Below are 26,908 nucleotides of genomic sequence, written 5' to 3' on the forward strand. Positions count from 1 at the left end.
TTAGGGTTCAGTCACTGGCACAAACTGCACATGTATCGGGACTTGGCGCACCGTTAGGGGAAAGTCTGCGATTTCCTCCGGAACCGATTTCCCCGAGAGGTGTTACGCTAACGTATGCAATCTCAAATTGCTGTGAGGTTGCAGGCACGACGCGCAACTCGAGCGAGTTTGAAGTGAGGAGCACGGGAACTCTCATCGTTGCACCTACCGTCCCCCGACACATAGGGAAACATGATATGCGCCCTTTTTTACAACTGCTGTGCTGGCGATTGCGGGGATAATCGCTTGGCCTGAGGCCGTCAATGCAGCGCCGCTGGAGACGCCGACGGGGCCCCCGTCGCCAACATTACGGCACATGCGGTTCGCAATGCCGACGCTTCCGCCGATGGCCTACACGATGTTCTGCCTACGCTACGCGGGCGAATGTCGCACGCAGCCACTCTTTCGCGGGGGCCTGGTTCGCCTGACTGGCGAACGCTGGGCCATTCTCAAAGAGATCAATCAAACGGTCAACCGTAGCATTAGTCCGGACGGCGCGGAATTGAGCTCGGGTGTCGAAGACTGGTTGATCAATCCGGATCGTGGGGATTGCAATGATTACGCAGTGACCAAGCGCCACAAACTACTCGATCGAGGCTTGCCCTCAAGCGCGCTGCTGCTGAGCGAGGTCGTGACCCGTTGGGGAAAGCATCACCTCATTCTCGTCGTGCGGACCCGAAGTGGCGATCTGGTGCTCGACAATCTGACGCCGGCGATCAAGCCGTGGGCGCGTGTGCCCTATCGCTGGATTCGAATTCAGGTGCCGGGTCAGCCTCGGCTATGGACCGCGATCGCCGACCGTGGAGAGTGAGCATCGGACCGGGTCTTCACGACACGTAAAAACTTGCCTGCATCAATTCTTGGCAATTGCGGTCCTCCGTGTTCTCACGGAGCGTCTGTCTTGGATCACATCGGGTTGGGACGTGACACTTTTGGAGAATGGCAGGAAAGAGAGGTTGATGAGGGCTTGGCCCATCCGAGTCGTCGGGTTTCCTGGCGGAGGTCCAGCCTTACATCATCGAAGACGGACATTCTATCGTGCACGTGGGAGAAGCGTGGAAGAAGAAACAGTCGTCCGCGCGGCCCCAAGAGATCGCAGTGAGGCACACTCTGCCTGCCAATGTGCATAAGGACAAAAAAAACCGGCGGTGCAAAGGCGGAGAGGACGCTCTTTTGAGGGAGATGGAATACCTCTTAGGGGGTAGGTGTCTAGTCAGAGCCCAGCCGGCTGGCTTTGCCTAGTGTTATAGCGACCGTTCAAACATTTGATGCTGCAGGTCACACGTCCGGCCGCGATACAGTCATCGGGCTGAGCCCGATGTCCCGGCTCCCGCGTCTGCGCCAGCCCGGCAAGCTCCCTCATTTCTTCGCCTTCGGCGGATATTGTGCAAGTCCTCGCCGATTTCATCCATAACGGACTTCTGCGTGCTTGGCACTAGACCCGTCGCCGGGCGCCGTGGCGACCTGTCTAGCCTATCTTGCTCTGCCCCCGTCCCCGTGTGGTCTTGCCTGTCCCTCGGCCTGGTGCTTTCGACCACCTCGGGGCACATTCAGCGGCTAGGCACATCACCAAAGCAGAAATATTCTCGTGAAGCGCATCTCGTAACTGCCGCAGACGGGCACCATCGCGTGACCTATGATACAGATGCGCTTCACGCGAAGGCTTCCCTTACGAGCGCTACGGGGAACTTTTGCGGTCGCCGCGGTCAGGGTGGCACGCGGTCCGGAACAGATCGGGGCCGACCTCAATCTAGGATTTGAAAGGAATTGAAACCAAGAGGAGACAAAAATGCGCATCTTTTCCATCTCATTCTTCGCATTGGTTTCGCTGGTCCAGGCTCATGCACAGGGGACAGTTCAAGACACGGGCAGAAAGTCAGAATCTGGCCTCAGAGAGGTCTGCCACTACACGATAGATGGGTATTCACACGAGGTTCCGGCCGGCAGGAACCTCTGTTGGCGGGTACCATACCCGTACTTGTCGGAGTACGGGCTATTGCGCTGTGACCCGAAAAACAACTTCCAGGAGATCGCCATGGTAAGGCGGGGCGATCCTCGATGCGACCGATACGAAATCCGTCAATAAATAAGGGCTGCGCATCGGTGTCGGCCATCCTCTCGGCCAATTCCCCAATTGTTCCCGCGAGGGGCTTTGTGCGTACTGGGCGCCGAACGCGTCACCCCGAGCCACTGCGATTTGGACAATCAACGTTACGCCTGACGCTTGCGTAGAGCTGTAGTTGCCGATCAAGCTTAGAGTTAGCGAATCACTCAAAGGTGAAATCGTGGCAAAGCTCGCCACGTCCGAGTAGAACTTGTGTCTTCACAGTCCACTTGACCGCCACATGTGCAACGATTGGGCGTCTCGGTCGAGGCTGATAGGACACTCAAAAGCTGACGGGCGTAGCGTGCGAAACGACGTCAGCGGAGTTCGCCTCAGTCGCGGATGACCTGCCTGCTACTCCGGCCTGACCTTGACTGTCTTGGTTCGACGCTGCTCGGCGCGCCGGCGCCTCCGCGGGAGGACCCGTGTTCATGCCACTGTTTGCTTCATTCGGCCCTGCTCGACAGCACGTACGCGCCAGAGCCTCTGTGGATGCCGCACTCTGAGTTCAAGGTGGCGACTAATATGTGGGTAAAAGCGGCGGAGCACCAAACTTACCTAGAATTTCGCTGATCCGGCGGTCGCTTAGACGCTAGCCAGGACTCTGCCAACCCCGGGGTTGTTGCGGACAAAGTAAATCGGACCGGCGTCCCCAGACGTGCTATCGGACGGGATGAAAGCATATCTCCTGATTGCCCTTTTTGCGGCTCCGGTTGCTGCACAGCCGGCTGTGCCGCCTGCTGCAATGCCCGAAATATCATTTCGCGACCAAATCAAGGCCGCGCGCGCTAGGGACGCGGCAGAGCAAAAAAGCGGATCAACCGTGCGGCCGTGGGACCGGGACGTCAATGGAAAGCGCCCGTGGGATACTCCCGTGAAAGCGCCAGACAGCAGTGTGAAACCCTAACAGAAAGCGAAACGCACGGCGGACTAGCTGCATTACTTCCACAACAGCGAAGCGATCCCCGAACAGCCGATCTGCTGCTCTCGTGACGTTCGCTGCGAGGTCGTCATGGTTCACTTCGGCGATTTCGCCCAGCCGTGGAAAGAATTGCTGTCGCGATATTGAGGGGCAGCGGCGAACTAAGAACCTATACTGGTCAACGGCCTCATATCGACTGGCCCGCAATCGTGAGGTACAGGAATTACTTTGAGTTGTGCTGTGTCCTTTATTCAGATTCTAGGTACGGGCTGGGCACGTAGGATCGGCTAGAAACTGAAAGGTGGCACGCAAAATGCTTCGCTGGCGCCATGTTGGCCTTGTTTTCATACTAGCGATCTTCGGTGCTGAATTTGCGTCGGGTTACTTCACCCGAGAGGTCCTTTCGCGACGACGACGCCGTCGACTTAGGCAATTCGCGTCAGGAAGCGGCGCCTTCGGTCAACCTACAAACATGGGCCCGCTGCAAACTTGGTTCCCCCTATCCTACGCAAATTCATTTGATCGCAGTCATAGGGTTTCCGCGAAATTGCCTTATCCGGGTTGAACTGACTGCGCACGGTAGCCCTGTGTCGTTCATGAGGTCTCCGTTAAATGCTCGGTTTGGTGCTCTTGGTTGTAATCGCAGCGACCTCTTTTGCGGCTGGCTATGCTACCCGTTCGGCCATCTCGCGGGCGCGACGCACCGAATATCTCAAATGGGAACCCTACGTCCGACCTTCGCGGTCCTCGCCGCCCCCACAGTTTCTGATGCGTCCTGACCAACGTAACGTCTCCCCGATGCGGCGGTTTGCGTCCGGAGAACGTCGTAGCGGTTGATGCCGTGAAGGCCTTCCAAGTGGCCGCTGCGATCCAGCCAAGAAATATTGATTTCCGCTGTCTTCTAGCTCAATCTTTTGCTGCCGATAGGGCCATAAGGATGCCATCGCATAGCCTGAAGCGGACCGGCATGGCAGATCCTTTAACGATACCAGCGCTTTTTCGGCCGATTAGATTCCGATTGTTATACTCTGCCAGCATGCGTCGTAACCACCTTATCGCCGCCGCTGGGATTTGCTTTGCGCTTATCGTCTACGCCACGCTCGCGCGGTTGGCGGGAAGGCCTGTTCTTGTGGGCCATCACGAAGCCTACTGGGTTGTCGTCATCGAGCGCTTCAGCGCATATGGACTGTTAGGCCTCCTTTTGTCGTTCCTTTTACCTGGACGTTTTGGCTTGACCTGTGCGCTTGTGGTGGCCGTCGCGGTCGGCTTGGAAGTTCTCCAAGGACTGACGCCTGATCGCGATCCCTCATCGATAGACGTGCTCCAAAAAGTAGCGGGCGGTACCGTTGGGGTGCTCCTTGCTCAAACGATCCTCGCTTTTTTGCCTAGACCGCCCTCCTAGCCGCCCACACACGCTGATGCGAACTTGGCGTCAAGTTGCAGTTGGCAACGCGCAGCTTTGGGATCACAGTGGCAGTGTAGGCAACTTAACCGGATCGAAAACTGAAATGCATCATTTCGCAATGCTCTTGGCCGGGGCCACGCTCCTCGGCACGTCGCTGTCCGCTCACGCCCAAGCGACGTACTCAAACGGCATTCGCAGCGGATATGCCGGCAGTGCAACAAATTCAACGACCTCGCCTATCCCTCCTCCCTCGCCACTTTCCAATCCCGCACCGGCAACGAGAAATCTCGGAACTGGCCAAGGCCGAACTGAAGGGGCAATGGGCCTGACACCCCAACTCCAGCGCGAGATGGGCATCGGTCGTCAACAATAATGGCGCCAGCGAGCGTTCGCTCCCTACTTCACCATTTGCGCCCCCGCAGTTCACCACCCGGATTAGCCGCGGCGTGCACCGGCCAAAAGATCCGCGGCCTGAGTGTCCGTGAAGATCGCGGTGCTCTGGATTGGGTTTTTGCGCTGATTTGAATAGCAAGACGATGCCGGCGTTCTTGCGCGGTTCGCTCGGCCCATGAAAATGCGCCGACTGCCGGACCCGTTGGGCCGGCATAGGACAGAACTTTCATCTGGTCGCATCTGCCGTTCCCGATCCGGACGAGCTGTTCGGAGGCGCGTCATTGCTCCCTTAAGGTCAGCCTGCAGCTTGACGACTTCCGCACCGGCCGTTCCGATCAAACCGATAACCGGCACACCCAAGACCGCCGTCGCCACGGCGTTGTGCAGCCCCGATATCTAGCTTTTTCATGGGCATCCTCTACAAGCTCCACGGCTCGATCCGACTTGAAGCAGAACTCGGCTGGAATTCCGGGTTACAAATTTATGCCTGGTACGGGACAACTTTCGCGGGAGGCTTGGGGCGCACCTTTTGCTGGCCCAGCTGCGCGACAATTAGGCCGACCTGTGCCCAGCACGGAACTCGTTAGGGGTGAGGAGTTCAGCCATCTGCCGATGCGTTGCTTGGAGTGCCTCAATGGCGCTATCCAGATCAAAATCCGCCTCACGGATGGATGCAAAGAATTTAGCCGTTAGCGCAAGATCGAGCTTGACGCGAGTTGCGCCGTTGCGGCTCTTGCGACGGTCGAGCGACAAATGGATCGCCCGTAATCTTGCTTCGGCAGCGCTGCAGCCGCTGAGCGTCGCAAGTTCGTCGTACGTCATCCAGATCTGAGGCATGTTCCTGTCCGCCCTTTACACGGACCTCAACCTAGTTTTTACGTCTAAAGGCACGGTTGCTGCGATGCCGTTGCCCATGATTTTCGCGAAAACAGCGTCAATGCAAAACTAAAATGCAAGGAGTTGGCCGGGACAAGGGAGGGCGACGCTGCGGGGCGGGCGCATCCTGCTGGCGCAAGCACCCTCTTCAAAATTCATTCTGGACGTCAATTTCGCCATTTAAAGCGGACGTAGCGCGCCCGGGGTGGGGGTTTCCGCAACTTCGATCGGGCCGAATGTGTTTAGCGGCTTCCGTCGGCGTCAAAACCACTCTCTGCCACCCTCTTGCATGTAGCGACGGTAACTTTATGCTGGTCATATTTACCAGCCGTCGATTTCAATTCGTCATCCTTGACAGAGATTTGCTTGATATCCCCTCCGCTAAGTAACAGCGCCACCTCTGGGGTAGCCGTTTGGCGCCCTTCAGCTTTCTCTTCCGTGGCGGCGTTGGCGCACCAACGGATCGCTCGCTTGCGCCGCAAGGATCCTGATTGGCTCATTATTGCGTTGATCGTCGTCGGCACGGATCTGCTGCTCGCGGCGATCGCTTGGATCATTGTGGATTTGACTCTGATTTAAGAGGTTGCGGCGTGAACGGGTGACGCGGCCGAGAACGGCTGTCGAGGCCCTTGGGCAGCTTGTCGGCGTTGAGCTTTACGACCGCGCATTTGGCGTCGGCTGCCGGCGCATCTTCCTGGCTGTAGATCAGCGTCGCCTCGAACTTCACGTCGGGTGCTTCCTTGGCCGTTCCCGAACAGCTCGCCACCAGGCCGTTGCACACACCCGAGAGTTTGACCTCGACCTCATCAGGCCCAAACACGCTCAGCGGGCCGTCAGCGTGCCGGTTCACGGTCAGGACGGCCGAGAAGTGCCGCTCATCGACGCGGTAGGAACCACCATAAGTAAAGAAGCTGTCGCGGCCCGAGATCCGGCCCTCGGCCAGATCCACGATGCCGGTGCCCTGACCTCGTGGGGTTCTGAACCAGGCAGCGTATTTACCGTCTCTCAGCATGGGGAATTTTCCGAGGTGAAGATCGCCCTGTATTTGCGACCAACTCTGGGGCGCGACAATGACTTAACCGCCAGCCCTTCGGGCAAGGTTAATGCCCCGAAAACCCAATCCGTCGAATTGGCGCCGACGCGCGACGCCGGCGGCGAACGTCAGAACAACTCGATGCCGTCATCCGCGGTCTCGACCGCTTCGACGCGACGCGTGGCGGCGCTCGACGCAAGGCCAAGCGTTTGCAGGAATTCGCGGTGAACGTCCCGCTCGCGCTCCATCGTGTAGCGCGCGAAGAGATCGTCGAGCATCGCCTGATCCTGCGCCTCCGGTTGCGGCCCCTGCGCGCCCGCGCTCGCGGTCTCGAGGCGCGCGGCAACCGCAGGCAAGGCCGCGGAGCTCTCGCCCAGTGAGCTCATCAGACCTTGCGCCGAATTCATCAGGCCTTCGAATTCCGCGCCTTCATCGACGAGCCGGCCCATCAGCTTGCCGAGCCGTTCGTTACCGACCTCGACCTCGCGCAGCGCCTGGAGGATCTGCGGCTCGAACTTGGCGAGCTGCGTGGGATCGCCCCGGACGCGGAGCTCCTTTAGCTCGTTCGCAGAGCGCTCGATGCCGTCGAGCACAGGCCGCAAGCGCCCCGCGCCCGCCGAAACCTGGTCGGCGGTCGCCTTGAGCTCGTTGGCGATCACGACGAACGCGCTGCCGCGGCTGCCCAGATGGCTTGCCTTCAGGCCGGCATTCTTTCCGATCAGGGTGATGTCGACGGTCGCCTCGGCGAGCCCGGCGATGGCCTGGCGAAACTTTGCCAGCGTGTCCTCGACGATGGCGAGCGCCTCGTCGACCGAGCGGCCGGCGCTTTCGCAGGTGGCGATCAGGGTCGAGGCATGTGCCAGTGCCTGCTTGATGCGCGCCAGGAACGATGACGGGCCGCCATCCTCGCCGCCGAACAGCGTGCGGCCATGGCCGACGACATTGCCCGCATCGTGCAGGATGGCCGTGAGCGCGCGAACGATCTGGCCGATGTCGCCGCCAAATTCACGCTGGGCGTCCCTGAGCAGGGCCGCCTGCAACTGGCAGATCGTGCGCGCGCCGTCCTCGCTCGCACCCCGTTCGGGAACGAGGCCCGGCGCAGCTTCCGACACCTGGCCGAGGCCATGACAGACATGTTCGAGGCGCTGGCGCGTGCTGTCGCCGGCCTGCAAGGAAATGATCGCGCCGCCAACCGCCTCGGCAATTTTCCTGGTGCTGGTGCTCGCGAGGTCGGCGAGCTGGCTGCTGTCGCGGCGTTGGCCGCGCAATCCGGAATAGGCTGCGCCGAGCTCGGCGCTCTCCGACACCAATTGATTCCGATAACGGCTCTCGAACTCCTTCTGGCGACCGGCGGCAGTCGCAACGGCCTCCGACAGGCGCTGCTGGTCCCGCGCGCAGCCCTCGATCGAACCTTGTACCGCCTTGCCGAGATCGTAGGCTTCCTGCGTGAAGGCGAGAAAGCCCTCGCGGTCGCCATCGAGCGAAGCCGCCTCGATCCGCGCGCTACGCGCGATGATGGTGATCATCTGGATGTGCTTGAACAGCGGCTTGAGCAGCGCGGACGCCTCCGCCGTGCTGGTGCCGATGGTCGCAAGCAGGGCGCTCTCGGCCGGCAGCGCCTCTGCCAGCTCGCTGAGCCGTGCGGCGATCTCCTGTAGCGCGGTGGCGGCGCCCTCGATCTCGGCACCGGAGAGTTCCTCCGAGAGCGTCGCGAGACCCTGGTTCAGCTCCTTGAAGATCAGGTGACCGCGACCGAGCTCGTGACCGACGCGCGCGAAGACGTCCTCGATCCGCGACGAGACGTCCTCGATCGCGACGATCGCCTCGGTGAGCGTATTGGCCGGAATGGCGGACATCGCAATCAACCTGCCACCGCAACGTGTCCGGCCTGATACCAGAGCATGATCTCGCGCGGGATATGATGCAGCGAGACGACCTTCTCGACACCGCCATGCGCGATGGCTTCCTTGGGCATGCCGAACACCACGCAGCTCTCCTCGTCCTGCGCGCGCGTCGAGGCGCCGAGCTTGCGCATCTCCAGCATGCCGCGCGCGCCGTCGTCGCCCATGCCCGTCATGATCACGCCGAGCGCGTTGGCGCCGGCATGCTGGGCCGCGGAGCGAAACAGCACGTCGACCGAGGGGCGATGCCGCGACACCGGCGGGCCGTCCTTGATCGCGATCTGGTAACGCAGGCCGATGCGCTGGAGCAGCATGTGACGGGCGCCCGGCGCGATATAGGCGCAGCCCGGCAGCACCGGCTCGCCGTCCTCGGCTTCCTTGACGCGGACCTGGCAGACGCTGTCGAGACGCCTGGCGAAGGCCGCGGTGAACCCTGCCGGCATGTGCTGGACGATGACGATGGGAGGACAGTGCGGCGGCAGCATCTCGAGGACGTCGTTGAGCGCTTCGGTGCCGCCGGTCGATGCGCCGATGCACACGATGCGCTCAGTGGTCGGCCGGACCTTGCCCTGCACCGGCGGCGGGATGATGGCGTCGGCGGTCAGCTTCCTCTCGATCGTACGGCGCTCCGCCCGCGGGCGCACCCGGGCGCGCGCTGCCGATTTGACGGCCTCGCGCAGCCGCGTCGAGCATTCGAGCAGCGCCTGCCGGGTGTCGATCTTCGGCTTCGGCACGATGTCGACCGCGCCCGCCTCGAACGCCTCGAACATCACGTTGGAACCTTCCTCGGTGAGCGAGGAGCAGATGATCACCGGGATCGGGCGCTGCGCCATGATCTTGCGCAGGAAGGTCATGCCGTCCATGCGCGGCATTTCCAAATCGAGGATCATGACATCGGGGATTTCGTTCTGGAGACGACGCGCCGCGGCGAACGGATCGGAGGCCGTCCCCATCACCTCGATCTCAGGGTCGTCGTTGAGGATCGTTTGCAGGATTTGGCGCACCGACGCCGAATCGTCCACGATCAGTACGCGAACTTTCTCCCTCGGCATTCTGGTTGCGCTCCGGCTAGACCTTGAAAATGGTTGGCTGAACTTGCTTCAGACCCGGCACTGCACTGTGAATCATCGATTCCGAATGACCGACCAGAAGATAGCCGCCGGGCCGCAAATGGCTGCACAATTGCTCGATCACCTTGCGCTGGGTCTCGCGCTCGAAATAGATCAGGACGTTGCGGCAGAAGATGATGTCGACGTCCCGGTCGACGGGGTAGGACTTATCCATGAGGTTCATCCTCATGAAATGCGTCATGCGCCGCAATTCCGGCACCACCCGCACCTCGCCGCGCAACTTGTCCCGCGACGACAGGAAATAACGCTTCACGAAGGGCTCCGGCACCGGGGCGAGCACGTCGCGGGTGTAGATCGCGGACTTGGCAAGGCGCAGCACCGCGGTCGAGATGTCGGTCCCGAGGATGCGGTACTGAAACCGCGAGCCGTTCCGCGTCATGTCGTCCAGCACCATGGCGGTGGTGTAGGCTTCCATGCCGGTGGAGCTCGCCGAGCTCCAGATCTTCAGGTTCGCGTTCTTCCGCCCGTGCGACTTGAGCAGGGCCGGGATCGCGACGTCCCTCATGAAGGTGAAGTGCTGGGGCTCCCGGAAGAAGTCGGTCTTGTTCGTCGTCACCACATCGATGAGATGGGTCAGCTCGGTGTCGAAATGGTCGGCCTCGAACAGGTTGTCGACATACTCGTTGAGGTCGGAGAAGTTCAGCGCGCGCACGCGCTTGTGCAGCCGCCCCTCCAGCATCAGCCGCTTGCCCTGCGGCAGCTTGATGCCGACCTGACCCTCGATCAGCTCGGCGATGGTCCGGAAGTGCCGGTCGGACAGATGGACGACCGTATCCTGCACGGCGGGCATCATGGCTGAATGCCCCGATCCGCGATGGCCGCCTGCACTGAATGTCGGGCCGAACGGGCCATCTTGAATCCCACGCGTTTACACGATCACTGACGGCGGATCGGCCCACCGGCGAAGGATGGGCCGACCTCTTGACGGGTCTCAGCGCTGGAAATCGGCGTCCCGATCGTCCTCGCCGTCGTTCATGTCGAAGGCGAAGCCGCCGCCACCGGCCGCCTTCATCGCGCGCGCCGGCCTCACCTGCGGCTTCTTGGCCGGCCGCTCGACGGCCGCCATTGTCGCCGCCTTGGCGCGGAGCTGGGTAACCGCCCGGTCGATCGGCGCGGCGGCCTGGCTGCGTCCCTGCTCGATGCGGAAATAAGCGATCGTCGACTGAAGCTGCTCGGCCTGCGAGGCGAGCTCCTCCGAGGTCGAGGAGACCTGTTCGGACGCGCTGGCGTTCTGCTGGCCGACCTTGTCGAGCTGCTGGATCGCCTGGTTGATCTGGGCCGAGCCGACGTCCTGCTCGCGGCAGGCGGCGGTGATTTCCTCGACGAGCTCAGCCGTCCTCTTGATATCAGGGACGAGCCTGGAGAGCATATTGCCGGCCTCCTGCGCGACCTTGACGGTTTCAGTCGAGAGCGTGCCGATCTCGGCGGCGGCCGCCTGGCTGCGTTCGGCGAGCTTGCGCACTTCGGACGCAACCACGGCAAAGCCCTTGCCGTGCTCACCGGCGCGCGCGGCCTCGACCGCCGCATTGAGCGCGAGCAGATCGGTCTGGCGCGCGATCTCCTGCACGATCGTGATCTTCTCGGCAATGGTCTGCATCGCGTTGACGGCGCGGCCGACCGCGGCACCGCTAGCCTCGGCGTCCTTGGCGGACTGCGCGGCGATCTTCTCGGTCTGGTTGGCGTTGTCCGCGTTCTGCTTCACGTTCGAGGCCATCTCCTCCATCGAGGAGGAGGCTTCCTCGGCGGACGAGGCCTGCTCGGTCGCGCCCTGCGAGAGCTGCTCGGCGCTGGCGGACAGTTCCTGGCTGCCGGCGGAGACGTTCTGCGCGGCGGTCAGGGCTTCCGACACGATCTGCCGGAGCTTCTCCACCATGCGCTCGAGGGCGAGACCGAGCGTATCCTTGTCCGACAGCGGCTTGGCCTCGACCATGAGGTCGCCTTGCGCGATCTGGTTCGCAAGCGCCGCCGTCGCATTCAGGTTCACCGTCATCGCGTTCAGCGACTTGATGAGATCGCCGATCTCGTCGTTGCTGGTGGACTCGATCTTGTGGCTGAGATCGCCGATCGCCACCGCATCAGCGAGACCCACCGCCTGCGCCAGCGCACGGCTGATGTTCAGCGCAATCCAGGTCGCCGCGACCGCGGCGATCAGGAGCGAGGCAATGACCAGGCTCATAAGCAGCATCTCGGCGCGCGCACCGTCTTGCTTGGACTGCTCGGCCTGCTCAGCCATGTTCTTCTTGACATTCTTGATGTAGACGTCGGCCGCTTCGATCGCGTCCGCAACGACCTTGCGGCCATCATGCATGGAGCGGTCCAGGGCCTTTGGCTTGTCGGTCTTCGCGAGCCGGACCGTCTCGTCCTGATAGGCGTTGAGCTTGGCGAAAGCGACGTTGAAGACCTCCATCAGCTTCTTGCCGCTTTCGCTGGCAGCCGCGTAGATCTCGTCCTTCGACTTGGTGATCGCATCGCGGTTCTTGATGAGGTCGGCCTGGAACTGCTCGTGCTCTGCATCGGACGCTGCGAGAATCGCGTTCTTCTCCGCGCGCACAAGGAACAGGATGCCTTCCTTCAGCTCCGCGGCCTTTTCCATCCGGCCCGCACGGCTGACCAGAAGCTCGGTGGTGCTGACCATGTCCGCCAGCTTCATATAGCCGACCGCACCGGCGATCATGGACAGCAGGATGACGACGCCGAAGGCGCTGGCAAGCTTGGCTTTGACGGTGAATCTCATGTCAGTCTCGTTGGTTCGAATTGGGGTGCTTACGCTTGACCACGCTTCACGCTTGCAAATTCAGGCGGCGCGAGAGGTATCGCGCCCTTCCGGGATCTCGTCGTTCGCCATCAGCTTGGCGAGATCGAAGATGACGACGAATTTCTCGCCCTTGCGGCCGATCCCGGCGGCATAGTCGGACTGCCATTTGCCGCCGACCTCGGGGATGGGCTCGATCGCCTGCTCGTCGATATCGGTGACCTCGAACACGCAATCGGCCACGAAGCCGACGCCGACCAGGCGATCCTTCATCGGCACGTCGAGGATGATGATGCGGGTCGCTTCAGTCGCTTCCACGGCCGGCAGGCCGAGCTTGTTGCGGAGGTCGACGATGGGATAGCCGCTGCCGCGCACGTCGATCATGCCGAGCAGGAAATTCGGCGCATGCGGCAGCCGTGAGATCGGCCGCATGTCGAGAATTTCCCGGACATTGCGGATGCTGATGCCGAACGTCTCGCCGGCGAGCCCGAGCGTCAGATATTGCGAGGTTGCGGCCATGGTACGGTCCAGAGTCAGATTGTTTTCAAGTTGCGATCAGCGCTGAAACTCGGCGTCGCGGTCGTCTTCGCCGTCCTGCATGTCAAAGGCGAAGCCGCCGCCATTGGCGACCTTCATCGCGCGCGCCGGCTTGCGGGCGGGCGCGGGCTTCTTGACGCCGCGGTCCGCTGCCGCCATGTGCGCGGCCTTGGCGCGGAGCTGGGTGACCGCACGGTCGATCGGCGCGGGCGCAGCAGCCTCGCCGCGACCGGCATGCTCGATGCGGAAGAACGAGATGGTGGACTGAAGCTGCTCGGCCTGCGAGGCGAGCTCCTCTGAGGTCGAGGACACCTGCTCGGAGGCGCTGGCGTTCTGCTGGCCGACCTTGTCGAGCTGCTGGATCGCCTGGTTGATCTGGGCCGAGCCAACGTCCTGCTCGCGGCAGGCCGCCGTGATCTCCTGGACCAGCTCGGCGGTCTTCTTGATGTCGGGCACGAGCTTGGACAGCATGTCGCCGGCTTCCCGCGCGACCTTCACGGTTTCCGTCGACAGCGTGCCGATGTCGGCCGCGGCCGCCTGGCTTCGTTCGGCGAGCTTGCGCACTTCGGACGCGACCACGGCAAAGCCCTTGCCATGCTCACCGGCGCGCGCGGCCTCGACCGCGGCGTTGAGGGCAAGCAGGTCGGTCTGGCGCGCGATCTCCTGCACGATCGTGATCTTCTCGGCGATGGTCTGCATCGCGTTGACGGCGCGCCCGACGGCGACGCCGCTGGCTTCCGCGTCCTTGGCCGACTGCGCGGCGATCTTCTCGGTCTGGTTGGCGTTGTCGGCATTCTGCTTCACGTTCGAGGCCATCTCTTCCATCGAGGACGAGGCTTCTTCGGCCGACGAAGCCTGTTCGGTCGCGCCCTGCGACAGCTGCTCGGCACTGGCCGAAAGCTCCTGGCTGCCGGCCGAGACGTTCTGCGCCGCGGTGAGTGCTTCGGCGACGATCTGCTTGAGCTTCTCGACCATGGAGTTCAGCGAGGTAACGAGATCGCCGATTTCGTCGTTGCTTGTGACCTTGATCGACTGGCTGAGATCGCCATCGGCAACCGCGCCGGCGAGCCCGACGGCGCGGCCGAGACCGCGGGAGATGCTCAAGGAAATCCAGATCGCGGCGATCAGGCCGATGACAAGCGAAGCCAGCACGGCCGAGATCAGCAGGAGCTGGGCCCGGTTGCCGTCCTCGTGAGCCTGGGCCGCCTGAGCGGCCATGTTCTTCTTGACGTTGGTGACGTAGACGTTGGCGGCTTCCATGGCCTCGGCGACCGCCTTGCGGACCTCGGTCATGGAGCGCTCGGCGGCTTTCGCCTTGTCGGTCCGGGCGGTCTTGAGGGCGTCGTCCTGAACGGCGTTCATCCGCGCATACGCGACGCCGAAATTCTCCATGAGTTTCTTGCCTTCGGGGGAAGCCGCGGCCTGGATCTCTTCCTTCAACTTCGAGAGCGTCTCGCGCTGCTTGGCGATTTCGGCGATAAAACGATCCGCCTCGCCTTCAGGCGCGAGAATGAGGTTCTTCTCGGCGCGAACCTGAAGCAGGATACCCTTCTCGATCTCCGCCGCACGGTCCATCCGGTTGGCACGCGACACCAGACTGTCGGCGGTGTCGATCATCTCGCTCAGTTTCACATAAGCGAGGCCGCCCGCCGCCATCGACAGCAACAGGACCACACCGAACGCGATGGCAAGCTTTGCCTTGACCGTGAATCTCATTTCCAGCCCCTACCCCAGTCTCGCCCCGAGACCTCATTTCAATTCAGGATGCGTTCCATGTTGGGAACGATGACAAACTCTTCTCGCCACTTGGCGATGAAACGGATGAATTCCGGCTTCCAGTGCATGCCGACGCGCGGCGTCTGCTGCACGTCGGTCTGCGATATCTCCGTGACCTCATAGACCTTGTCGGCGGTGACGCCGACCAGCACCGGCTCGCCGTCGAGCTCGATCTCGATGACGACGATGCGGGTGTCGGCGGAGTCGTCGAGCTGCGGCATGCCGAAGCGAATGCGCAGGTCGGCGAGCGGAATGACGTTGCCGCGCACGTTGATGACGCTCGGAACGAAGGCCCGCGCGCCCGCCACCTTGGTCACCGGCACGGGATCGATGATCTCGCGCACGAGGCCGGCATCGAGCGCAAACTTCTCCTCGCTGAGGCCGATCATCACGACCTGCATCGCGTCGACCTGATGTTCGCCCGCCTCGTTCATCACGCCGCCTCGCTGATGTGCTGCTTCTCGACCTTCGACTGCGCCATCGCCACGAGCTGTGCGACATCGAGGATCAGCGCTGCCGTACCGTCGCCCAGAATGGTCGCGCCGGAGAAGATCGTGACGTCGGAGTGCAGCTTGGACAACGATTTGATCACGGTCTGGTGGTTGCCGATGATCTGGTCGGCGACCAGGCCGACGCGGGTCTCGCCGGTCGAGATGATGATCGTCTTCTGATGCCGGTCGGGCGCGCCCGATGCGGTCATGATCTCGCGCAAGCGCAGGAACGGCACGAGGTTGCCGCGCACGTTGAGGAAATTGCGACCGCGGGAGCGTTCGTCCTCGGCCGTCAGCTCGACGCATTCCTCCACCGCCGACAACGGAATGATGTAGCGGCCCTCGCCGACGCGGATCAAAAGACCCTCGATGATTGCAAGCGTCAGCGGCAGACGCAGCGTCACCGTGGTGCCCTGGCCCGGCCGGGTCGACAGGTCGATCGTGCCGCGCATGTTCTCGATGGTGCGCTTGACCACGTCCATGCCGACGCCGCGGCCCGACAGCGCCGAGATGGTCTGCGCGGTCGAGAAGCCCGGGTGGAACAGGAACTGGTGGATCTCGTGATCGGTCAGCACGGCGCCGGAGGCGATCAGCCCCTGCTCTTCCGCTTTCGCGCGGATGCGCGCGGTGTTGAGGCCGCCGCCATTGTCCTTCACGGTGACGAGCACCTGCGCACCGGAATGAACGGCCGCGAGCTCGATCCGGCCTTGCTCCGTCTTGCCGTTGGCGGAGCGGGTCGCGGTGTCTTCGATGCCATGGTCGATGGCGTTGCGAATCAGGTGAACCAGCGGATCGGCCAGGCACTCGATCATGGTCTTGTCGAGCTCGGTGTCCTCGCCCGTGGTGACGAATTCGACCGGCTTCGACAGGTCGCGCGACAAATCATGCACCAGGCGGCGGAAGCGGCCGAACAGCGAGCCGATCGGTACCATGCGCGCGCCCATCGTGGTGTCGCGCAAGGAGGAGGCGAGGCGCTCGATTTCCTCGGCGATCATCTTGATCGAGAGATCCGAGCCGGACGAGGCGAGCTGCGTCAGCCGCGCCTGGGCGATGACGAGTTCGCCGACCCGGTCCATCAACTCGTCGAGACGCTCGGCCTGGACGCGGACGGTGGCGATGCCGCGATCGTCACGCTTGGCCTCGGGTTTCGGTTCAGACTTCGATTCAAGCTTGGCTTCCGGCTTCGGCTCTGCCTTGGCGGCGGGCTGTGCGGCGACGGGCGCGGCAGCGACCTCGACCGCCGGCACGGCCATTTCGGCCACAGGAGCCGGAGCCGGCTCCTCGTCGAGAAGCTGGAACAACGGCAGCGGCGCGGGCGCTTCGACCTGCTCAAGCGGCGAGAGCGTCAGCTTCATCTCGTCCTGGACGAACATGAAGACGTCGTCGATCGCGTCCTTGTCGCAGGCGGCGTGCAGCTTGACGTCCCACTTCAGATAGCAGTCTTCCGGCTCCATCTCGTCGAGGAACGGGATGCCGTCGGTCACAGGCACGACGAAGCACGGGCCGAGCTTGCAAAGGTCTTCCAGCAGATCGAGCGGGTTCGAGCCGTTGCGCAGGACGTGGGATTCGAATTCCAGATACAGGTGCCAGCCGGCCTGCTTGCTCTCACCGGGGGCCAGCGGCGGCGCTTCGGCGATTTCGGCGACGAGAGCGGCAGACTGGTCGGGAAACACGAAGCGCTTGAGGTCGTCGAGGATGGCCTCGCCGATGATGTCGTCGGTCGACTGCGGATCCTCGATCAGCGCGCGGATATAGTCCTTGGCCGCAAGCGCGACCGAGATCAGCTCCTGCGTCGGCTTGATCTCGCCCTTGCGGACGCGGTCGAACGCGGTCTCGAATTCGTGGGTAAAGGAGGCGACCTTGTCGAAGCCGAACATGGCGCCCGAGCCCTTGATGGTATGCAGGGCGCGGAAGGCGGAATCGACCAGCTCGCGGGCGTCGGGACGCAGGCCGAGATCGAGCAGAGCCCCTTCCAGGACCTCGAACAGCTCGCTGGCTTCCTGGCGAAAGACCTCTGTCGGGTCCATCGCGTTCATGCACGCACCAGCTTGCCGACCACGGCGAGCAGCTGCTCCGGCTTGAACGGCTTGGTAATCCAGCCGGTGGCGCCGGCGCTCTTGGCTTCCTGCTTCACCGTATCGTTGGATTCGGTGGTCAGGAACACGATGGGCATACCGACCGCGCTCGGCAGCTTGCGCAGCGCCCGGATCAGCTCCAGCCCGTTCATGACGGGCATATTGAGGTCGGTGATGACGAGGTCGAGCTTGCCGGCCTGCGCCTTGGCGAGCCCTTGTGCGCCGTCGCCGGCCTCGATCACGTTGTGACCGGCCGGCTCGAGCACGACCTTGATCATCTGACGGATGCTGGGGGAATCGTCGACCGTGAGAATCGTGGCCATCAGGTGCCATCTTTCTTTTGCGGGAAGTGCTGTTCGATCATCGCATCGCTGGCGAAGCCGGCGCGGCGAAGGGTGTTGCGCAGAGACTGGGAGAATGATGTGAGCACCACCGGGCGGCCTTGGGCCTCGCCCGTCTTGGCGGTCGACAGCAGAAGCTGGATCGAGGTTACGTCGGCCTTGTCGACGCTCGAACAATCGATCTCGAGCCGGTCCTGCCGGCCGAAAGCTTCGCGGATCAGGTCATATACGCTGCGGATCGCAGCGATGCTGCAATCTGCAGGCAGCCGTAGGGACCACTTCGGCTCAGTGACATCAGACGGCATTCGTCCCCCAGATTTCCTCGGGATTCGCTGCACGCATGACGCGAATCTCGCGCGACGACTATTCGCTTGGGAGAGTGTGCAAACCCCTAATGGGCATCACCGTACAACTACGGGTCACAAACCGAAGAACTTCGCGCATGCATGCAGGCGTGCATGGCTCGCTCAATTCGCATGCGCTGTGCGCAGTCTTGAGTCAGTTCGCCGCAGCCCGGGCGTTTGCTCCGCGTTAAATCGCAAAGACTATTCGTGGAGGTCACGCCTCGCATCCGAACGAGACCGGCCGCCGATGCTGACCCAAGCGCTTCTCGTTGATGACAGCCGCTCTGTCCTCAATTTCCTGAAACGTCATATCGAAGCCGAAGGCCTGGTCGAGGCCACGACTTTCCTCGATCCCGTCGAGGCGCTGGCTTGCGCACGCGAGCGCGTCTTCGACCTCGTGCTGGTCGACTACGAGATGCCGCATATGGACGGCATCAGCTTCATCCGCGCCTTCCGCGCCCTGCCCGGCTGCGCCGACATCCCGATCGCGATGATCACGTCGCGACAGACCGATGACGTCAAGATGGAAGCGCTGCAGGTTGGTGCAACCGATTTCTTACCGAAACAGCCACAGAGCGTCGAGATGACGGTGCGGCTGCGCAATTTGGTGCGCCTTGGTGCAGCCGTGCGCAAGCAGAACGACCGTGCCGCCGATCTGGCGAGCGCGGTCGCGGCCGCGACCCAGAAGCTCGGCGAGCGCGAGGAGGAGATCATCCTGCGGCTCGCGCTCGCGGTCGAATACCGCGACAACGACACCGGCGAGCACACGTTGCGGGTCGCCCGCTACAGCCGCATCATCGCCGAGCAGCTCGGGCTGCCGCCCCGGCTCTGCCGCGACATCTATCTGGCCGCGCCCCTGCACGACGTCGGCAAGGTCGCCATCCCCGACCATATCCTCCTCAAGCCCGGCAGGCTCACCGACGATGAGATGGCGGTGATCCGCACCCATGCGACGATCGGCGAAAAGATCCTGGCGGACTCCAGCTGCGAGCTGATCCAGCTCGGTGCGCAAATTGCCGCAGGCCATCACGAGCGCTGGGACGGCGCGGGCTATCCGAACGGCCTTCAGGCAGACGAGATCCCGGTCGCCGCGCGTGTCGTCGCGGTCGCCGACGTCTTCGACGCCCTGACGACGCGCCGGCCATATAAAGAGCCGATGCCGCTCGACGTGGCGCGCGACTATCTGGTCGAGAACCAGGGCCGGCAGTTCGACCCGGCCTGCGTCGAGGCCTTCCTGTCGCGCTGGGACGAGGTCGTGTAAATCGCCGCCGGTCAGCAGGCGACGCCGTATCAGAAGACCGAAGCCCCTCTCGCGCCCATTATAGAGTGTGCGGCAGAGAGCCCTGCGGTCGAGGACCGGTTGCCTGAGCCCGTCCCGGCCGCCTGACATGATCCATCCGGCAAATAGCTTGCCGCGGCTTCGCTTTTCTCCGGTCGCAGGTTTGAACCTGTTCCTGCTAGAGTGCACCAACAACCAAGAGTGATTCCGGTCACATTTGTCTGGACGCGCCGCTGCTAAGCATCGGACCAGAACGGGGACCGGCGATTTATCGGTCGAATTGGATGAGAATTCCCATGAGAAGCCTGATCAGCGCTGGTGTCGGCGCGTTCTGTCTTGCGGCCCCCGCTTTGGCGGAGACCCCTGCCGCGATCGTCGAGGACGTCCAAGGCAAGGTCGATGGCATCGCGTTCATGGACTATGTCGCGCCCGGCAAGATCATCAAGCTCGGGCCCAAGGCCAGCATCACGCTCAGCTACCTCAAATCCTGCCAGCGCGAGACCATCAGCGAAGGCGTCGTCCTGGTCGGCGCCGAGCAGAGCACCGTGCAGCTCGGCGAGGTTAAGCGCGAGAAAGTGCCCTGCGATACCAATGCAGCAAAACTGTCCGAGCGCGAGGCGAACCAGAGCGCCGCAACGACCTTCCGTACCATGCGATCGGACGCGAAGGGAGCGCCGCCGGCCAAGCTGCCGACGCTCTATGGCGTCGCCCCGCTGATACAGGCCAAGAGCGGCAGCACGCTGGTCATCGAACGCACCGACGGCAAGGAGCCCACGATCAGCGTGCCGCTCAAGAGCGAGATCATGGTCGGCGGCAAGTTCTACGACTTTGCCAAGGCCGGAAAGACGCTGACCCCGGGCGGCAGCTATCTCGCCATCCTCGGCGCCAAGCGCTACGCCTTCCAGGTCGATGCCAGCGCCACGTCATCGCCGACGCCGATCGTCGGTCGCCTGCTGCGGCTCGAATAGGCGGTCTGCGACGGGGCGATGCGGCGGCTCGGGGGACGGGACATCGTTGCGGCGATCCTGATTGCGCTGGTTGCGGGCGCGGTCTTCACGTCCCCGCCGCTTCAGACGCTGCAAGGTCTCTCGCTCGATATCCTCACGGCGCTGCGCTGGGAGCTTGTCGGCGATCGCCGCGATCCCGCCGATTCGCCGGTCGTCGTCGTGGCCATCGACGGCGAGACCTACGACACCCCACCCTTCAAGGGATCGCCGACGCAGACCTGGACACGCGAGATCGGCCGCGTGCTCACTGGCATCACCGACGGCGGCGCCAAGGTGATCGGCTTCGACGTCATCTTTCCAAGCTCGATCGAGCAGTCGGAAATCCCCTTCGGCGAGGCGCCGCTCGGCGCGCGCATGAGAGGGTTTGACCGGGACTACCTGATAGCGTTGCGGCAACTCTCCGACGGCGACAAGCTCGTGCTCGGCGAGATCCTCAGCAACGACCATCCGGAGAGGCCGTATCGTGCGCAACAATTGGCGGTGCGTACCAACATCCGCGCGCTCAATGTCCATACCGACGCGGACGATGTCATCCGGCGCATGCCACTCAGCTTCTCCATCGACGGCAAGCCGGCCCCCGCGATGGCAGTCGAGCTCGCCGCGCGCGCGCTCGGCGGAAAGCCCGCGATTGCGCCGTCCGGTGCGACCGAGCTGTCCGGCTATTCGGTCCCGAGCGCGGTGCCGAACACGCTGACGCTCAACTTCCGCGGAATGGGCCGCGACGTTCCGACCTATTCCTTCGCCGATCTGCGCGCCTGCGTCGAAAAAGGCGACCGCGATTTCTTCCGCCACGCCTTCGACGGTAAGGTCGTGCTGCTCGGCACCGCCCTGAACTTCGAGGATCGCAAGCTCACCTCGATGCGCCTTGCGGGCGGATATGACGGGGCGCCGGCCGCGCGCTGTGCCCTGCCCGCCCCGGCAAGCACCGCACAGAAGGCCCGCAGCGACATCGCCGGCGTCTTCGTGCACGCCACCGTGGTGCGAAACCTGATCGAGCGCGATGCCGTGACTGAACTCGGCTTTCCGCTGCGAACCGTTCTCACCGCTATATTTGCAGCGGTCATCGCCTGCGCAGCCTGCATGCTCGCACCGAGCGGCGCACTGATTGTCTGGTTCGTCCTTACCGCCGCTTACACTGCCGTGACTGTTGGGGCATTCGTCCAAGCCGTGGCGCTGCCGCTGACCGAGCCCGCGCTCGCAAGTCTCGCCGCGCTCGCGATGATGATCGGCTACCGCTTCGTGCTGGCCGATCGCGACGAGCGCTTCCTGCGCCAGAGCTTTGCCTTCTATCTCGCGCCCGAAGTGATCAACACCATGGTTGCCTCCGGCAAGATGCCGGCGCTCGGCGGCGAGATGCGCAACGTCACCATGTTCTTCTCCGACCTCAGCGGCTTCTCCTCGATCGCCGAGACGATGACGCCGGGCGAGCTGGTGACCCTGATGAACGAATATCTCTCGGCCATGACCGACATCATCGAGAGCCATGGCGGCTATGTCGACAAATATATCGGCGATTCCATCGTCGCGATGTTCGGCGCGCCGGCCGACGATCCCGCCCACGCGCGCAACGCGGTTCACGCCGCGCTGAAGTGCCACGAGAAGCTCGCGGAATTGAACGCCAGCAATCCCGCCTTCGCAAGCCACGGCCTGTCGCACCGCATCGGGCTCAACAGCGGCGAGGCCGTGGTCGGCAATATCGGCTCGCGCCGCCGCTTCAACTACACCGTGATGAGCGACACCGTGAACGTCGCCTCGCGCCTCGAGGGCGCCAACAAATATTACGGCACCGCCATCATGGCCTCGGAAACGACGATGGCGCAGACCGGCGACACTTTCGCCTGGCGTGAGCTCGATGCGATCAGGGTGCTCGGCCGCGGCGAGGCGATCCAGGTGTTCGAGCCGCTGGCGGACAAGGGCGCAGAGAGCGCGGCGCAAACAAAGATGGCCGCGGCGTATGCGGAGGGGCTCGCCTCCTGGCGGGCGAGGGAGTTTGCGAAGGCGGCCGAGGCGTTCGATGGCGTCGCGAAGATCGACCCGGCGTCGGCGCTGTTCGCCAAGCGCGCAAAAGCCCTCGCCGCAAATCCACCATCGCCAGAGTGGACGCCAGTCAATACGCTGGAAGGAAAGTAGCGGTTGTTTACTCTTCGTCAGAAGGCTCAAGGAATGACGTTCGCGGCACGCAACCTGCTGAAGAGATCGAAAAAACTGTCGTCCGTCGCCTGATATTCAAGGAAACCGAGCTTACGGCTCTTGCTCATATCGGTGACGACTTCGATAGGTCGGCCCAAGTCGGCATCAGTGTGCCATGCCGACGAAAGGACGGAGAGGTCTCTTTCGACGAGATCATACTTGAGCGCGATATCAGCCCATATACGACCTGAATCGGCAAGCTGACGCTCAAGCGGCGAAATTTCCTCTGGAAAGGGCGCAGGCTGCAACCCGAACCGGCCGGCCAGTCGCGCCCACATCCAGCTCCATCGGAAGACATCGCCATTTACGACGTTGAATGCCTGGTCTCGCGCGACCGTCGTCGTCGCGGCCCATTCCAGGTGCCGCGCCAGCAATCTGGCATCCGTCATATCCGTCAAGCCGGTCCATTGCATCGCCGAGCCTGGAAAGAGAAATGGCCGCCCCGTTTCTCGACAGATCGTCGCGTAGACGGCAAGCGTCGTTCCCATGTTCATGACGTTGCCTATCGCATAACCGATGATCGTGTGCGGGCGGTGAATGCTCCAGCTGAAACCACCGCGCCTGGCCGCATCGAATAGTTCGTCCTCCTGAGCGTAGTAGAAGTTTTCGACATCGAGCCGCGGTTGCTCCTCTCGGAATGGCGTCGCGGGCAGCCTGCCTTTACCGTAGGACTCGAACGGTCCCAGGTAATGCTTTAGCCCGGTGACCAGCGCGACATGAGAAAGCGTATCTGCGCCGGAAAGTGCCCCCAGCACGTTGCGCACCATCGCAGCGTTAACGCGGATATTTTCCGCCTCGGTCGGCTGACGTAGCCATGTGGCGAGAAACACGTGAGTGGGACGAAGGCTCGCCAGGATGTCGCGAAGCGAGGCCGGATCCTGCAGATCGGCCGCGATGGGACGAACACCATCGAGGCCGCTTGGTGGGCGCCTTGCGAGCCCGAGCACCTGCCAGCCGCGATCGCTGAGATGGCGGGCGAGATTGCTGCCGACAATACCGCTGGCGCCGACCACAAGCGCTGTGTTCGTCATCTGCGCCCTCCTGTTCGTTTGAGGAGGTAGGAACGATCGCACAAGGCAACAGAGCATTTCGGCGTCCGTCACCACTTATTGAAAGGGAACCGGCCTGACGGGCGAACCCGCCTCGTGCCGCGAGGAGAGGTCCCCTTTGGAGCGGCAACGTCAGCTGAGCGGTCACAAACCGTCGCTAAAACGGCAGCCCCACGTAGTTCTCCGCGAGCAACCGTTGCGCCGTCTCGGACGAGAGCAGGTACTCGAGCTCCGTCTGCTGAAGCCGGTCCTCATATTCGGAACGGTCGGGAAAACGATGCAGCAGCATCGTCATCCACCACGAAAAACGCTGCGCTTTCCATATCCGCGCAAGCGCCTTGGCGGAATAGCCCGCAAGGCCGGAATCGTCGCCGTGCTGATAATGCGCAAGCATGGCGTGGTAGAGATAGTAGATGTCGGACGCCGCGCTGTTGAGCCCGCGCGCGCCGGTCGGCGGCACGATGTGGGCGGCATCGCCGGCGAGGAACAGGCGGCCGTAGCTCATCGGCTCGGCGACGAAGCTGCGCAGGGGCGCGATGCTCTTCTCGATCGAGGGCCCGGTGATCAGGCGGCCGGCGACCTCGTCCGGCAGACGGCGCTTCAGCTCCGTCCAGAATGCATCGTCGCTCCAGTCCTCCACCTTGTCGGTCAACGGCACCTGGACGTAGTAGCGGCTCAGCACTTGTGAGCGCAGCGAGCAGAGCGCAAAGCCGCGTTCATGCTTCACATAGATCAGCTCGGGCGACACCGGTTTCGTGCGCGACAGCACGCCGAGCCAGCCGAATGGATAGACCTTCTCGTATTCGCGCAGCACGTCCTTCGGGATGGACCTGCGGCTGACGCCGTGAAAGCCGTCGGCGCCAACGACGTAATCGCAATCGATGCGGACAATCTCGTCGTTTGATCGATAGGTCACGTAGGGCCGGTCCGACGTCAGATCGTGTGGCGTCACGTCCTCGGCGTTGTGCACGACCTTGCCGCCGAGGCGATCGCGCGCCTCGTAGAGGTCGCGCGTCAGTTCGGTCTGGCCGTAGACCAGCACCGAGTTGCCGCCGGAATGCTTGTGCAGGTCGATATGGGAGAGCACGCCGTCATGGGCGATCTCGAAACCGTTGTGGATCTCGCCCTCGCGGTCCATCCGCTCGCCGCACTGCGCCTCGCGCATCAACCTGGCGAAGCCGTGCTCGAGCACGCCGGCACGGATGCGGGCGAGCACGTGGTCGCGGCTGTATTTCTCCAGCACGACCGTATCGATGCCCTTCAGGTGCAGAAGCTGGGACAACAGCAGCCCGGACGGCCCACCGCCGATGATGCAGACCTGAACTTTCATTTTTACGTCCTCCCGTCGCTGCGTTTTTTGCAGATGCGGCGCCGCAAACCGATGGAGGGTTTCGTCTTTGTCTTGTACTATTCGAACATGAGAACCGCAGCCTCAGCCCCGGCAATCCGGGTCTACAACCTCTTCGGCGAGTCCGGCGATCTGCCCGACGTCGTGCATTGCGAGACGATCGCGTCGCGCTCGGTGCTGCACGACTGGACGCTGGCCGTGCACCGCCATGCCCGGCTGCACCAGGTGCTGCTGATCGAGCGCGGCGGCGGCGAGGCGACACTCGACGGGCGCGTGATGCCGCTCCGGCCGATGCAGGTCGTCAACGTGCCGGTCGGCCATGTCCACGGCTTCCGCTTCGAGCCCGATACCCAGGGCTGGGTGCTGACCATCGCCGCGGAAATTCTGGACGAGGCACTGCTTGCCTCGGAAGGACTGCGCGGCGCCCTGTCCCGATCGGCCGTGGTGCGCGGCACGCCGCAGATCCGCACCACCATGAAGCAGATCTTCGCCGAGCACGCCGCGCGCGATTTCGGCCGCGCGCACGTGCTGCGTGCACTGTCGGCGGCCATGATCGGGCTGGTGGCCCGCGCGCTCACCAGCGAGAGCGGCGGCAACGGCGCGGCGGAAAGCGGGCTGTTCCGCCGCTTCGAGGCGCTGTTGGAACAGCATCATCTGGAACGCTGGAGCGTTGCGGACTATGCAGGCGCGCTGTCGATCACGCCGACCCATCTCAACCGGCTGACGCGGGCGGCGACCGGCGACACCGCCTCGCACCTGATCCTCAACCGGCTGATCCGCGAGGCGCGTCGCAACCTCGTCTACACCAATTTGCCGGTCTCGACGATCGCCTACGCGCTCGGCTTCGAGGATCCCGCCTATTTCAGCCGCGTCTATGCCGCAGCCACGGGCCTGTCGCCGCGCGCCTTTCGCGCCCAGCTCCATGGCGGCGAAGCTTGAGGCCATTCGTGATCGCGCCGGGCTGTCGAGATCCGAACCAGCGCGCCACTTACCTTCGTATAGAGCATCCAACCCTTTGGATACGCGCCGTTTACCTCCGTACAGTTGAGCGTGGCATGCGCACGCCTTAACGTGACTGCATTCGGAATCCTGGCGCTGATAGCAGCAACCTCCCTTAACTGGCGCGGGACGGCCCCCCCTCCGGCCGTCTGCGCCGCCTTTTTCCGCGGGCCATCGGCGACTTCGGTGTTTTCCGGCCGGCACACAGCCCTGGCGGCTGAACCTGCCGGCTTCAATGCGGAACTGGGGATTAGTGCATAATGTCTTCGCTTGAGAAGATTGCGGTCTTCATCGATGGCCCCAATCTCTATGCCGCCACCAAGGCGCTCGGTTTCGATATCGACTACAGGCGCCTGCTCGGCGAATTTCACGGCCGAGGTACGCTGCTGCGAGCCTTCTACTACACGACCGTGAGCGAGGATCAGGAATACTCGTCAATCCGCCCATTGATCGATTGGCTCGACTATAACGGGTACACCGTCGTCACCAAGCTCGCCAAGGAGTTCGTTGACGCCACGACCGGCCGCCGCAAGATGAGGGGCAGCATGGATGTGGAACTCGCCGTGAACGCCATGGAACTCGCCGAGCACGTCAATCAGATCGTGCTGTTCTCGGGCGATGGGGATTTTCGTTCACTGGTGGAAGCCGTGCAACGCCGCGGCGTCCGCGTGACGGTCGTCTCCACGCTTGCGAGCCAGCCTCCCATGGTGGCCGACGAACTGCGCCGGCAGGCCGACGTCTTCATCGATTTGACGGAGCTGAAGCCAAGAGTGGGGCGCGCCCCGGCCGAGCGGCCGGGATCGCGCGAGATGCGCCCGCAACCACCGCAAGCCACCACGCGCGGATCGATCAATCGAGGCGACCAGGTGGAATGATCCTGCGGGACGACCGCCGGATCGTCAGACGTCGAAGAACAC

The 26,908-nt window shown here is 63.0% G+C and carries 21 protein-coding genes and 1 pseudogene; 7 read left to right on the forward strand and 15 right to left on the reverse strand.

The window, feature by feature from the left end:
• Window positions 1-367: 367 nt before the first annotated feature.
• Window positions 368-850 carry a transglutaminase-like cysteine peptidase gene (locus tag AC1DW2_RS37010; RefSeq protein ID WP_477008435.1) on the forward strand — a complete coding sequence of 161 codons (483 nt, stop codon included), beginning with the start codon at window positions 368-370 and terminating at the stop codon, window positions 848-850.
• Between the two features lie 3,251 nt (window positions 851-4,101).
• On the forward strand, window positions 4,102-4,467 hold the full coding sequence (locus AC1DW2_RS37015) for a VanZ family protein (RefSeq protein WP_477008450.1): 366 nt from the start codon (window positions 4,102-4,104) through the stop codon (window positions 4,465-4,467).
• Window positions 4,468-5,415: 948 nt separating this feature from the next.
• Here the strand turns inward: AC1DW2_RS37015 and AC1DW2_RS37020 are convergent.
• The 13 genes from AC1DW2_RS37020 to AC1DW2_RS37080 all read right to left on the reverse strand — a co-directional run bounded on the left by AC1DW2_RS37020 (window position 5,416) and on the right by AC1DW2_RS37080 (window position 18,080).
• The gene (locus AC1DW2_RS37020) at window positions 5,416-5,700 is read right to left on the reverse strand and encodes a hypothetical protein (RefSeq protein WP_477008436.1); all 285 of its coding nucleotides are present in this window, start codon (window positions 5,698-5,700) and stop codon (window positions 5,416-5,418) included.
• A 281-nt stretch (window positions 5,701-5,981) separates the two neighbouring features.
• Window positions 5,982-6,296 carry a hypothetical protein gene (locus AC1DW2_RS37025; protein ID WP_477008437.1) on the reverse strand — a complete coding sequence of 105 codons (315 nt, stop codon included), beginning with the start codon at window positions 6,294-6,296 and terminating at the stop codon, window positions 5,982-5,984.
• Window positions 6,293-6,751 (reverse strand): hypothetical protein, encoded by a 459-nt coding sequence (locus AC1DW2_RS37030; protein ID WP_477008438.1) that lies wholly within the window; start codon window positions 6,749-6,751, stop codon window positions 6,293-6,295. Before AC1DW2_RS37030 ends, AC1DW2_RS37025 begins: the two co-directional genes overlap by 4 nt.
• 149 nt (window positions 6,752-6,900) lie before the next feature.
• On the reverse strand, window positions 6,901-8,628 hold the full coding sequence (locus tag AC1DW2_RS37035; RefSeq protein ID WP_477008439.1) for a chemotaxis protein: 1,728 nt from the start codon (window positions 8,626-8,628) through the stop codon (window positions 6,901-6,903).
• Window positions 8,629-8,633: 5 nt separating this feature from the next.
• Window positions 8,634-9,725, reverse strand: coding sequence for a protein-glutamate methylesterase/protein-glutamine glutaminase (locus AC1DW2_RS37040; protein ID WP_477008440.1), 1,092 nt, complete (start codon window positions 9,723-9,725; stop codon window positions 8,634-8,636).
• A gap of 16 nt (window positions 9,726-9,741) precedes the next feature.
• On the reverse strand, window positions 9,742-10,596 hold the full coding sequence (locus tag AC1DW2_RS37045) for a CheR family methyltransferase (protein ID WP_071916273.1): 855 nt from the start codon (window positions 10,594-10,596) through the stop codon (window positions 9,742-9,744).
• 138 nt (window positions 10,597-10,734) lie between these two features.
• Window positions 10,735-12,537, reverse strand: coding sequence for a methyl-accepting chemotaxis protein (locus AC1DW2_RS37050; RefSeq protein WP_477008441.1), 1,803 nt, complete (start codon window positions 12,535-12,537; stop codon window positions 10,735-10,737).
• A 60-nt stretch (window positions 12,538-12,597) separates the two neighbouring features.
• Window positions 12,598-13,074, reverse strand: a complete 477-nt coding sequence (locus AC1DW2_RS37055; protein WP_477008442.1) for a chemotaxis protein CheW — start codon at window positions 13,072-13,074, stop codon at window positions 12,598-12,600.
• 36 nt (window positions 13,075-13,110) lie between these two features.
• Entirely contained in the window at window positions 13,111-14,808 is a 1,698-nt protein-coding gene (locus AC1DW2_RS37060) for a methyl-accepting chemotaxis protein (RefSeq protein WP_166103647.1), read from the reverse strand.
• A 38-nt stretch (window positions 14,809-14,846) separates the two neighbouring features.
• The gene (locus AC1DW2_RS37065; RefSeq protein ID WP_477008443.1) at window positions 14,847-15,302 is read right to left on the reverse strand and encodes a chemotaxis protein CheW; all 456 of its coding nucleotides are present in this window, start codon (window positions 15,300-15,302) and stop codon (window positions 14,847-14,849) included.
• Window positions 15,302-17,395, reverse strand: coding sequence for a chemotaxis protein CheA (locus AC1DW2_RS37070; protein ID WP_477008444.1), 2,094 nt, complete (start codon window positions 17,393-17,395; stop codon window positions 15,302-15,304). The genes AC1DW2_RS37065 and AC1DW2_RS37070 overlap by 1 nt, the downstream gene beginning before the upstream one ends.
• Window positions 17,392-17,757 carry a response regulator gene (locus tag AC1DW2_RS37075; RefSeq protein ID WP_008142319.1) on the reverse strand — a complete coding sequence of 122 codons (366 nt, stop codon included), beginning with the start codon at window positions 17,755-17,757 and terminating at the stop codon, window positions 17,392-17,394. Before AC1DW2_RS37075 ends, AC1DW2_RS37070 begins: the two co-directional genes overlap by 4 nt.
• On the reverse strand, window positions 17,757-18,080 hold the full coding sequence (locus AC1DW2_RS37080) for an STAS domain-containing protein (RefSeq protein WP_477008445.1): 324 nt from the start codon (window positions 18,078-18,080) through the stop codon (window positions 17,757-17,759). Before AC1DW2_RS37080 ends, AC1DW2_RS37075 begins: the two co-directional genes overlap by 1 nt.
• A 286-nt stretch (window positions 18,081-18,366) precedes the next feature.
• Between AC1DW2_RS37080 and AC1DW2_RS37085 the strand changes: the two are divergent.
• The 3 genes and pseudogenes from AC1DW2_RS37085 to AC1DW2_RS37095 all read left to right on the forward strand — a co-directional run bounded on the left by AC1DW2_RS37085 (window position 18,367) and on the right by AC1DW2_RS37095 (window position 22,535).
• Window positions 18,367-19,506 (forward strand): annotated as a pseudogene (locus AC1DW2_RS37085) (response regulator).
• A 188-nt stretch (window positions 19,507-19,694) separates the two neighbouring features.
• On the forward strand, window positions 19,695-20,366 hold the full coding sequence (locus AC1DW2_RS37090) for a hypothetical protein (RefSeq protein WP_166103654.1): 672 nt from the start codon (window positions 19,695-19,697) through the stop codon (window positions 20,364-20,366).
• Between the two features lie 18 nt (window positions 20,367-20,384).
• Window positions 20,385-22,535 (forward strand): CHASE2 domain-containing protein, encoded by a 2,151-nt coding sequence (locus tag AC1DW2_RS37095; protein ID WP_477008446.1) that lies wholly within the window; start codon window positions 20,385-20,387, stop codon window positions 22,533-22,535.
• 26 nt (window positions 22,536-22,561) lie between these two features.
• On the opposite strand, the gene AC1DW2_RS37100 is transcribed toward AC1DW2_RS37095, so the two are convergent.
• Entirely contained in the window at window positions 22,562-23,626 is a 1,065-nt protein-coding gene (locus AC1DW2_RS37100; protein WP_477008447.1) for an SDR family oxidoreductase, read from the reverse strand.
• Window positions 23,627-23,801: 175 nt separating this feature from the next.
• A complete protein-coding gene (gene pobA, locus AC1DW2_RS37105) occupies window positions 23,802-24,974 on the reverse strand; it encodes a 4-hydroxybenzoate 3-monooxygenase (protein WP_071916282.1) in 1,173 nt (390 codons plus the stop codon).
• Window positions 24,975-25,025: 51 nt separating this feature from the next.
• Between pobA and AC1DW2_RS37110 the strand changes: the two genes are divergently transcribed.
• Window positions 25,026-25,931, forward strand: a complete 906-nt coding sequence (locus tag AC1DW2_RS37110) for a helix-turn-helix domain-containing protein (RefSeq protein ID WP_477008451.1) — start codon at window positions 25,026-25,028, stop codon at window positions 25,929-25,931.
• Window positions 25,932-26,251: 320 nt separating this feature from the next.
• A complete protein-coding gene (locus AC1DW2_RS37115; RefSeq protein ID WP_166350011.1) occupies window positions 26,252-26,866 on the forward strand; it encodes a LabA-like NYN domain-containing protein in 615 nt (204 codons plus the stop codon).
• Window positions 26,867-26,908: the final 42 nt, after the last annotated feature.

It is taken from the genome of Bradyrhizobium sp. P3_C3 (genome assembly GCF_056402655.1).